Source organism: Ruminococcus sp. 210702-SL.1.03, from assembly GCF_020559915.1.
GTDB lineage: Bacteria > Bacillota > Clostridia > Oscillospirales > Ruminococcaceae > YE71.
Genome location: NZ_JAJCLZ010000041.1, coordinates 1 through 10,073, shown reverse-complemented (window position 1 = coordinate 10,073; position 10,073 = coordinate 1). Strand labels below are relative to the sequence as shown.

Sequence of the window (10,073 nt, the reverse complement as noted above, 5' to 3'; positions counted from 1 at the left end):
TGCTTAACTTCAAATCCTTGCGGTCAATGTGTCAAGTTTTATTGACAAAATCAAAGTGATTTTATAACATAATTAATAAAAGGTGTATTGATTTAGTGAAAAATGTTTGATATAATGTCATACAAAGGCGGTGAAGGGTATGCTTAAAATCGCAGTTTGTGATGATAATGAGAGTTTTTTAGAAACATTAAAAAAAATAATTTCAGAGAATGCAATAAATTATTTTAAAGATGTAAATGTTCAAGGTTTCAATAACGGTCAAGGTTTATTGAATCAACACAAGCACATATTTTTTGATGTGATTTTTTTGGATATTGATATGCCTGAATTCACAGGCTTTGATGTTGCAGAAATATTAAGAAAACAAAGAAGGGATTGTTATATAATATTTGTTACAAATCACAATGAACTGGTGTACGGAAGCATGGAATTTCAGCCGTTTTACTTTATACAAAAGTCTAGCGTTTCAAGATTAAATAAAGATGTTGTTAATGTTTTAAACAAGCTTTCTGTTTATTTAAAGCAGCACCAAAAAATAATTTTGAGCGATGAAGAGCATGGGCGAATCTGCATTCAATACAGAGACATTTTGTATATTGAAAGTGACAATCATCATGTGAAATATTGTATCTTGGATGATTATGGTTCACAGATTCATATTAAGGTACGTGCAGTTATCGGTGACCTTGAAAGTGAGCTTGCGGAATACGATTTTTCGAGAGTTCATAAAAAGTATCTTGTCAATCTTAGTCATGTTTTTAATTTGGATATGAAAAATGACGAAGTTATTTTTAAGCAAGGTTTTAGACTTACAATGAGTAGAAAGTACAAACACATGGTTGATACCGATTTTTCAAAATATTTGAGGGAAACGATATAAATGAGTATAATATGGATTGCTTTTGAAGTGATTATAAATTTCTATGAAGGTTTTATGGAAACTTATTATATATATAAGTTTTTGCCTCCGAAAACAGAAAGCACTAAGAAAAACATTATTGCTTTTGCATTGTGTTTCTGTACGCTCGGATTACTGATAACCGTAATGAATTACTTAACGATTTTTGAGGGCATTTTTGGAATTGTCTGCTACTTAATGGCTTTGTTTCTCTATGCCCTAGTGAACAGAAAAGGCAGTATAATAAAAAAACTGTTTGCAGCCACTGTTCCTCTTGTTATGATTTCTTTAATATCTATAATTACGCTTAATTTTGTTTCATCAGTAAATTCAATGTCAATAAAAGAAATAGTTACGGAATCCGGATTTGCTCGTTTTACGGTATTGATTTTTGCACAGGCATTATTCTTTATTTCAGTAAAGTTGATGCTGAAATTATTGGCAACGACTTCTGAGAACTTTAATGCAGTTGAGTGGATCGCTATTATATTAATACTTGCAATATCCATTATTATGATGTTCTTACTTCATTTGATAGCTATTGATTCAACTCAGAGACTCTATATAAACTTATTGATTTTAACGATAGTTGCAGTTAACATTATAATCTTTTATATGATTGATTCTATTTCTGTGAAAAATAATCAGAAAAAAGAACTGGAACTTTTAAAGATCCAAGAGCAATACAGTCACCAATATATAGAGAATGCAAGTCAGCAATATGATTCGATAAGAAAGATTAGACATGATTTGAAAGATCAGTTGTCCGCTGTATATACAATGATAGCTCAAGGACACGCAGATGAATCAATGAAGTACATAGAGAAATATGTTAACGTTATATCAATCAGTGAAAGCTTTGTAAATACAGACAATTATATTGTAAATGCTATTATAAATTCTAAGTTTGCAGTCGCAGCGACAGAAGGAATCAGAACAAATTGCAGCTGCATTAAGAGCTTTGATGGTATAGATGATATTGATATGCTTCATATTTTAAGCAATACGCTTGACAATGCTATAACGGCTAGTGAAAAAATAACTGACGAGTCAGAAAGGTTCATTAACCTTGACATCAGTAAAACAATGGACATATATAGAATAGTAGTCAGAAATGCAATAAATGAGTCTGTTTTAAAAAGAAATCCGAGCCTTAAAACAACAAAATTAAATGTTCATAAGCATGGGTGGGGAATTAAAATAATACGAGAGATTGCAGAAAAATATCAGGGAAGATGTGAATTTTACGAATCGGATAAAGTGTTCACATGTTTGATAACGTTAAAATCAACTTTACTGTAAAACGTTAAAATCTCTTTGTATTGGCAAATTTAAGTCATAGCAAATTGAGAGAAACAAATTAAATTTATAACGAAAAAGGGAGCTGTTACGCCGGTTTTTATATGGTGGACAGTTCTCTTTTTGTATTTCACGACAAAAACTTACACGTCACGCCAAATTGCTTGACTTGATTGTAAATAACTTGTATATTATAGTAAATAAAAGACTTGGTGGAAGTAATGAAGAGATTAGTATCGATAATTTTGAATTTTATGATCAAGAATAATGTAATTTCTAAGGATACAGAAGAAATAGAATTTTACAGATACGGAATAGAAATTACATTATCATCATTAATTAATATAGCCTTAATATCTATCATAGGTATAGTAACAAATTATACTTTTGAGAGCACAATGTTTTTGGCAGTGTTCATTATAATGAGATCATTTACTGGGGGATATCATGCAAATACATATATTAAATGTAATTTAGTGACCTCAATATCTTTTGTTATATTGTTGTTGATATTTAAAATAATAAGACATATTTCTTTAAAGTCAATTATATTAATTGCTATTTTTCAAGTAGTAACCATTGTTTTATTGGCACCGATTGAGAACAAGAATAAACCGATAGAAAATAGAACTGTCTATAAAATTATTTCTACCGTTTTATCAGTAGTGCTATCTGCAATAAGCATCGTATTAATTATAAAAGGTGTAGACCTAGGGCTAATAATTCTGCTGACTTTAGCCTTAGTTTCAATATTTATAATATACGCAAGATTTATGAAAAGGGGGGATTTCTTATGAAAATTAAAGTTGCTGTAGCAAAATCAGTCAAGGCGCTTGTTGGACATATGGCAAAGGCAGCCTGTGGTTCTGCATCACATTGGGGGGCATATCAACCTAAAGAACCTAAATTTAAGAAAGAAAAGAAGTAATAGATAACCACAGAATCGTTTAATAATCGGTTTAATTAGGAGGGGTAAGGTGTTTCCAATGCAGAGATAAAATACACAAAAATGTACAATAACATTTGTGCGAACATACAAAGTTTAAAATGATTTGCAACAAAGTAGATCGTTTGTGATACTAATATATTAAGACAATGGAGGTATTTAAAATGACAAAAATGGTTAAGAAGATAGCAGCTATGGGTGCTGCCGTAATGATGATGGCTTCGATTTCGGCTATGGGTGCGAGCGCATATACTGATCTCGAAAAAAACGGAGCGTATTGCACTGCTTACAAGAGTTCCTCAAGCAGCGTCTATGCTTCAACATCAACAAAGGACGGATCGAAAAAAACGGTAGGAGTTAACATCGTGCTTTACTATACAAAGAGCGGAAATACACTTAACACAGGTAGCGGCAACAGCTATACAAGAGGCGTTAGCACAACCTGCTCCACACCTTCCGGCGGAACGTTTAAAAGTGCGACAATAACACATAAATTAAACAACGCTACTGTATATACAGGTTACTTGGTATAACGGATAATTCTAAAAAATAATGCCGCACTGACATATAGTGATATTTCCGTGCGGTATTGCTTTATAGAATATGGAGGCAACTGACATGAAAATCAAAGCTTTGATCGTTATAACCGCCGCTGCCCTGCTTTTTTCATCCTGCGGAAAACAGACGGATAAGACCTCGGCCGCAAACGAGTCTTTTGAATTCGGGGCAAATATCACCGTTTCCGACAGCTACGCTTTCAGGGAAAACGACGGCAGACTTTACCTCTGGGATCTGAAAACCAACAGCTATGAGATCTTTTGTACCCAGCCCGATTGTAAGCATCAGACCGCTGCAGAAAACGCCGATACAAAATGCTCGGCTGTCGCTCCAAAAGAGGGGTACTTTTATAACTATGCTTTTCTTTATAACGATACGCTATACTCGATATGCACGGGCGAGCTGAACGAGTTTCTTATTTATACCGCCGATACCGACGGCATGAACAGAAAGCTTGCGTTTACCGCGGAACTGTCGCTTTGCACCATGGTTAATCCTGTGCTTGACGGCGGCAGACTGTTCTTTGTCGGCTCGGAATTTGAAATGAACGATACCGACAGTGTTGGATTGCGGGAGAATTATTCGCTCTGTTCGGTTGACCTTTCCGATTTTTCTTTTGAAAAATATATGGACATCGGCACTGCAAACGAAACCGTGATCGGTAAGAAGAGTCTTTTGCTGTACAAAAACAAGATATATTTCCAGCACAGCGAATATTCCGAAAACAGCGTTCATTCCGCTGTCGAATGCTATGATATCGACGGCTCGGAGCGGATGACGGTTCTTGAAACGGAAGATTCCGTCAACGTCTGGCAGTGCAACGGCGGTAAAATGCTTTATGTCGTTTCCGACGATGACGATTCCCATTCGCAGGTCTGCTCCTATGATCTCGACGGCGGTGGGACAGAGGTTTTGTTTAAACGGGACGGCTATGTCAGCGATGTCTGCATGATCGGAAACAGGGTGTTTTATATGTACAGTACTGCGGACGGCAAAAGCGAGATACGCAGTGCAGGAGTGTTCGATACGTCGGACGGAAAAGACCTTACGACCGAATTTGACGGCGATGTTTACGTATCGGTTCTGGGACACACGTCAAACGGGCATTTGATACACTATCAGGACTCCGAACGCGACAGCTTCGGACTGCTCTCCGACGAGGACTTTTGGAGTCTGAAATTTGAAAATGCCGATTTTAAATTTGAGCAGTAAGAGGGGAATGAGCAATGGGTAAGAAAGAATATTTAGCCTGCCTGATCTCGCTGGTCATGCTCGGTCTAACAGCGTGCTCCGATAATGCAAACAAGACCGGCTCGGAAGTAAGCTCAGGTACTTCATCAGCCGAAGAAAAGGATTACGGTTACGGCTTTGACAAGTTCGGATTTTCGCGTTTTGACGTTGAAACGGCAGAATCCCTCACTTATGAAAATAAAACAAAGATCGTATATCTTACAAACTACGATACGACCTTTACAACTACTGACGACGACCCGAGAATATACGATGAAATTTACATTGAAAACACTGTGAACGAGTATCTGGATAAAAACGGATATGACTTTTACGTTGATTTTGTAATGAACGGCGAGTTTGATTTCAAAACGGGCGAGCTGTACCCAAACATGGACGTTTACGAAAGTATGCTCAAAAATAACGAGCAGGTCGATATAGTCAACACGGGGCTGGGCATGAGCGCGCTGGGCGGTTACGGAGATACCTTTAATCTGTTTGTAGAAAGGGGTTATCTAGAACCTTTGAACGATTATTTTCAGACCGACAGCGGAAAAGCGTTTTACGACGGGTTCGACGGCATAGTCTGGAAGCAGACGACCTGTGCCGACGGTATGATATACGGAAAAACCACCGACTATACGCTTGCTCAGCCGCTGGTATTGTTGCTTAACGGCGATGTTTGCAACGAATACGGGGTAAATACAGACGATATCCAAAGCCTAGAAGATCTCGAGCCGTATCTGCAAAGCCTTGCGGACGAGGGGAAACGTGGTCTGCTGCTCGACAGCACCTGCGAACTGTATTATGAGATGGCGGGATTTTGCAGATACAAGGGCGTGTATATCAACGCCGAAACGGGACTGGCGGAAAATATTTTCGAGAATGAAAAAGCCTTGAAATATCTCAAGACCGTATATGAATATTCGCAAAATGGATATATATCAAACAACGTCGATATTGCGAACGACGCTTATATTTGCAGCCTGTCGCCGGCAATGCCGCTTTATTATGATTCGTCGAAAATCGTTTCAAGCGGATATTTGCAGCAGGAGGAACTGAACGGAGTCGTGGGGATATCGTCCTCTAGCAAGAACAAGGAAACGGCGTTTGAACTGCTCGCTCTGCTGAACACGGACGAAGAGCTTGCGAACATAATTTACAACGGCGCAGAGGGACGAAATTATGCGGTCAAGGACGGCGAAAAGTACCCGAACAAGAACGCTCTGCCGTTTTACGACGTCGCCGCGACAATGACTAATTCCATTATCGCCGAAAGCAATTCGCAGGACAATCAAAGCAAGCGGGAGGATATTGCGATATGCTGGGAGCATTCCGAGGTATCTCCGTTTTACGGTTTGGAGGTATCCGACGATCTTGCCGAAAAATTGGAGAAAACGGCGGCGGTCTATGACGATTTTTACGGTCTGTTCTACGGCGATTACGGCGAATATCAAAGCCTTGACGAAGCCTTGTTCGCAGCAAATGAACAGCTGAAAGCCGCAGGAATAGACGAGGTTTTAAACGAGCTGAACGAGCAGCATGGAAAATTTGATAAAGAATAAAACCGGAGAAAACAACATGACTCTCACCCTAACAAACCTCACCAAACAATACGGCAATTTCACCGCACTTGAAAACTTCACCTACGACTTCACGGCGGGAGTATACGGTCTGCTTGGACCGAACGGTGCAGGCAAATCCACCCTTATGAATATCATCACCGACAATCTGAAACCAACTTCCGGCTCGGTGAAATTTGACGGCGTTGAAACAAGCACAATGGACGCCGACTTCCGCAAAATTCTCGGCTTTATGCCCCAACAACAAGGGATTTATCCAAACTTTACGCTGGAGCGTTTTCTCTACTATATGGCTGCCCTCAAAGGCATGAAAAAAGCTGACGCAAAGCCGCAGATAGAAAAGCTAATCAACCTTGTCAACTTGCAGGACAGCCGAAACAAACGCCTCGGCGGCTTTTCGGGCGGTATGAAACAGCGTGCCCTCATCGCACAGGCTATGCTCGGCGAACCGAAAGTCATTATCCTCGACGAGCCTACCGCAGGTCTTGACCCGAAGGAGCGTATCCGTATAAGAAATCTGGTGGCACAAATAGCTTTCGACAAGATAGTCATAATCGCAACCCACGTTGTTTCGGATATCGAGTTTATCGCAAAAGAAGTCCTGCTGATGAAAAGGGGCGAGATAATCGACAGCGGTGCGCCTCATATCCTCTGCGAAAAGATCGACGGCAAAGTGTTCGAGATAACCGCCGACGAGAGTATGCTGGACGAAATTTCCGCAAAATACAAGGTCGGAAATATCTCGAAGGACGAGAAAAACATCTACGTCCGTGTTATCAGCGAACAGCCGCCCAGCTTTGAGTGCCGTCCTTGCAAGCCCGATCTTGAGGATCTCTACCTCTATTATTTCGACCAGGGGGCGAGCTGATGATATTCAAAAACGAACTGATAAAAGCGTTCTGCAAACGCACAACTATTGCAATTTTCGCCGTTCTGCTGCTCCTCAACGGCGTTTTGCTGTATATAAACGAAACAAAACAGACGCTGGAATACACCCCTGAGCAGTACAAAGCCGCTTATCAGACCCTCGAAGGGCTTGACACTCACGTTGCTTTTGAGCGAATTTCACAGAAAAAGTCGGAGCTTGAATTGATACAAAGGCTGTCATTCGGTGAGGATATTTCGCAGGAAAACTGCAATGCTGAGGAGCTTTTGAAGAGCTACAAGACGAAGAGCTACCTAGAATTTACCGACGATATTTACTCCGAGATAGAGCTGACCGACCGCATTTACGAGGAGGTCGCCGCCTGCGAAAATTACGACAGCTACCTTGAAAATATCGACAGCACCGCGCGAAAAATGACGGGCATTTCGCTTTTCGCCGACCCCGATAGTTTCAGCTACAAAAATATCGCACAAACGCCTGCGGACTTCGCCTACCTCAAAGGCTCAAAGCTCACCGCCGCACCCTCAAAGGGCGTTTCAATGGCAACGGGTTTTCTCGCCACAGACCTTATTGCAATACTGATGATAATGACCGTGGTTGTCACGATTGTCACCCGTGAAAAAGAGCTTGACCAGATAACCCTCGCGCGCACGACTTTCAAGGGCAGAATGCCCCTTGGTATCACAAAGATTTTCACCTGTTTTGCGGCGGCGATTGTGGCGGAAATGTTGCTTTACGGAGTAAATTTTGCAGTTTCATATATTACATATGGTTTCGGCGACCTGTCAAGGCAGATACAGTCGGTATACGAGTTTAACGGCAGTAACTTGAAAATATCCGTACTGCAATACTTTGCACTTTTCCTTGCGGCAAAACTTGCGGTTTACTGCGTATTTGCGGCGATGATCTACCTTGTTACTGTGGTATCAAACACCGCTGTAAAGGTCTACGGCATACTGATAATTACCATAGCGGCGGAAGCCGTGCTCTACTACACCATACCGAGCACAAGCTATCTTTGTCCGCTAAAATACATTAATATTCTTGCATACGCCAACACAAAAGACCTCTTCGCGAGCTATCTGAACCTCAATATTTTTGGAAAACCTGTGAACTATATGGCTGTGTTTGTCGGCTCGGCGATAGTATTGCTGCTCATATTGTCCATACTCTCCGTGCTGATTTTTTCAAAGCAAAGGGTTATTAAAAGCCGTACAAGAAAATTCAGCCTTGCAAAGTTCAGTATTTTCAAAGGCAGGACAACAAATCTCTTTTTGCAAGAGTGCTACAAGGTCTTTATCGGCGGCAAGGCTCTGCTGATTTTGATAGCATTTGCTGTCATCACCGCAGTTTCATATTCTCCTATCAGCGAGAGCTTTTCATCAGCGGACGAGGTTTATTACAAGCAGTATATGTTGAAATTTGAGGGCGAGTACACCGCCGAAAAGCAGAAAATGATAGACGCTGAGGCGCAGAAATTTGCCGACGCGCAGATGAAAATGTCGGAGGAAATGGCAAATTCAGATGGTGACGGTGTTTTCATAATGATGAAGTATCAGGATATACTTGCTCCGCAGTACGCCTTTGACGAGGTGAAACAGCACGCCGAATATTTGCAGACAACAGAGGATGGGCAGTTCGTTTATGACAGCGGCTACAAGCTGCTGACAGGCGGCGAAACCGCAGGAAACAAGGACTTAACGCTGGGTCTGACGGCAATGACAATGGTGATACTTTGCCTTACCTATGTCTATGCCGCCGAGTATCAGACAGGTGCGAACGTTCTGCTGAAAACCTCCGCAAGAGGCAGAGAGGACACATTTCTCTGCAAGTTCGGCATAGGCGTTGTCATTGTGACGATGATTTTCGCACTGACCTATGCGCCGTACTTTTACAACGTGCTGAACGCATACGGCACAAGGGGGATAAACGCACCTGCCTGCTCAATAGAGTCGCTTTCAAATTTTGATGTTTCCATAAAAGGTTATCTCATTCTCATAATCGCCGGAAGATACCTTGCGCTGCTTTGTGCAATGCTCATCATCTATTTTCTGTCAGCGAAGCTCAAAAGCGTTATATCGACATTCCTTGCGGCGACGGCGGTGCTTATTTTGCCGATATTGCTTGCGCTGCTGGGGATAGGGTTCTTTGATTATGTGCTGTTGAATCCGATTCTAATCGGGAATATATAAAGCGTGCCAAATAATTTTTGCAATTAATAATATTAAGAGACAATTTATATGATTTAGGAGCATAACAAATAGAGCTTTTAAAGCTGTTAGTTATGCTCCTTTGTATTTTATAAGTAAAACTCCGTTTATTGCTTTAAAAGCAGAAACGGAGTTTTTTATGCCCATTTTTAAAAACTGGCAATGCTATATTGCCAAATATCCATAGCCTTCGTTTTGATTCAGAACAAGAAAATCAAAACGGAGGAATAAAAAATGAGCAAAAACATAGTAAGTGTTTATGACACCATAACCAAAAGATACGTTGAAATTGAAGTAAGCGAAAAGATCCGCACATCTTACAACAGAACTCAGTGGAATATTGACGATAATGACAAGTCATTTTACAAACACGAAATACAGTTCTCTGCGTTGAAAGGAAACATTAACTGATTTTGTCAATAAAACTTGACACATTGACCGCAAGGATTTGAAGTTAAGCAGC

10 protein-coding genes are annotated in these 10,073 nt (G+C 40.5%); all 10 read left to right on the top strand.

All coding sequences use genetic code 11. The annotated features are described in order from the left end of the window. Positions 1–139: 139 nt before the first annotated feature. The 10 genes from LI114_RS12425 (at position 140) to LI114_RS12380 (ending at position 10,021) form a co-directional block, all read left to right on the top strand. On the top strand, positions 140–880 hold the full coding sequence (locus LI114_RS12425; RefSeq protein WP_227220947.1) for a LytR/AlgR family response regulator transcription factor: 741 nt from the start codon (positions 140–142) through the stop codon (positions 878–880). Further along, positions 881–2,200: a sensor histidine kinase gene (locus tag LI114_RS12420; RefSeq protein ID WP_227220946.1), complete on the top strand. Its 1,320-nt coding sequence runs from the start codon at positions 881–883 to the stop codon at positions 2,198–2,200. Positions 2,201–2,418: 218 nt separating this feature from the next. Continuing rightward, positions 2,419–2,994 (top strand): accessory gene regulator ArgB-like protein, encoded by a 576-nt coding sequence (locus LI114_RS12415; protein WP_117859726.1) that lies wholly within the window; start codon positions 2,419–2,421, stop codon positions 2,992–2,994. Next, positions 2,991–3,125 (top strand): AgrD family cyclic lactone autoinducer peptide, encoded by a 135-nt coding sequence (locus tag LI114_RS12410; protein ID WP_117859725.1) that lies wholly within the window; start codon positions 2,991–2,993, stop codon positions 3,123–3,125. The genes LI114_RS12415 and LI114_RS12410 overlap by 4 nt, the downstream gene beginning before the upstream one ends. A 182-nt stretch (positions 3,126–3,307) precedes the next feature. Next, entirely contained in the window at positions 3,308–3,676 is a 369-nt protein-coding gene (locus LI114_RS12405) for a hypothetical protein (protein WP_117859724.1), read from the top strand. An 85-nt stretch (positions 3,677–3,761) separates the two neighbouring features. Beyond that, on the top strand, positions 3,762–4,913 hold the full coding sequence (locus LI114_RS12400; protein ID WP_227220945.1) for a hypothetical protein: 1,152 nt from the start codon (positions 3,762–3,764) through the stop codon (positions 4,911–4,913). Between the two features lie 14 nt (positions 4,914–4,927). Further along, positions 4,928–6,496 carry a hypothetical protein gene (locus tag LI114_RS12395; protein WP_038671832.1) on the top strand — a complete coding sequence of 523 codons (1,569 nt, stop codon included), beginning with the start codon at positions 4,928–4,930 and terminating at the stop codon, positions 6,494–6,496. Further along, positions 6,483–7,382: an ABC transporter ATP-binding protein gene (locus tag LI114_RS12390; protein WP_319638309.1), complete on the top strand. Its 900-nt coding sequence runs from the start codon at positions 6,483–6,485 to the stop codon at positions 7,380–7,382. The genes LI114_RS12395 and LI114_RS12390 overlap by 14 nt, the downstream gene beginning before the upstream one ends. Next, positions 7,382–9,592 (top strand): hypothetical protein, encoded by a 2,211-nt coding sequence (locus tag LI114_RS12385; RefSeq protein ID WP_227220944.1) that lies wholly within the window; start codon positions 7,382–7,384, stop codon positions 9,590–9,592. Before LI114_RS12390 ends, LI114_RS12385 begins: the two co-directional genes overlap by 1 nt. Positions 9,593–9,844: 252 nt before the next feature. Beyond that, on the top strand, positions 9,845–10,021 hold the full coding sequence (locus LI114_RS12380; protein ID WP_227220943.1) for a hypothetical protein: 177 nt from the start codon (positions 9,845–9,847) through the stop codon (positions 10,019–10,021). Positions 10,022–10,073 lie beyond the last annotated feature (52 nt).

Bases quoted from the DNA above. Each gene is read 5' to 3' on its own strand.
- LI114_RS12425 (WP_227220947.1), top strand. From the start codon at position 140: ATGCTTAAAATCGCAGTTTGTGATGATAATGAGAGTTTTTTAGAAACA.
- LI114_RS12420 (WP_227220946.1), top strand. From the start codon at position 881: ATGAGTATAATATGGATTGCTTTTGAAGTGATTATAAATTTCTATGAA.
- LI114_RS12415 (WP_117859726.1), top strand. From the start codon at position 2,419: ATGAAGAGATTAGTATCGATAATTTTGAATTTTATGATCAAGAATAAT.
- LI114_RS12410 (WP_117859725.1), top strand. From the start codon at position 2,991: ATGAAAATTAAAGTTGCTGTAGCAAAATCAGTCAAGGCGCTTGTTGGA.
- LI114_RS12405 (WP_117859724.1), top strand. From the start codon at position 3,308: ATGACAAAAATGGTTAAGAAGATAGCAGCTATGGGTGCTGCCGTAATG.
- LI114_RS12400 (WP_227220945.1), top strand. From the start codon at position 3,762: ATGAAAATCAAAGCTTTGATCGTTATAACCGCCGCTGCCCTGCTTTTT.
- LI114_RS12395 (WP_038671832.1), top strand. From the start codon at position 4,928: ATGGGTAAGAAAGAATATTTAGCCTGCCTGATCTCGCTGGTCATGCTC.
- LI114_RS12385 (WP_227220944.1), top strand. From the start codon at position 7,382: ATGATATTCAAAAACGAACTGATAAAAGCGTTCTGCAAACGCACAACT.
- LI114_RS12380 (WP_227220943.1), top strand. From the start codon at position 9,845: ATGAGCAAAAACATAGTAAGTGTTTATGACACCATAACCAAAAGATAC.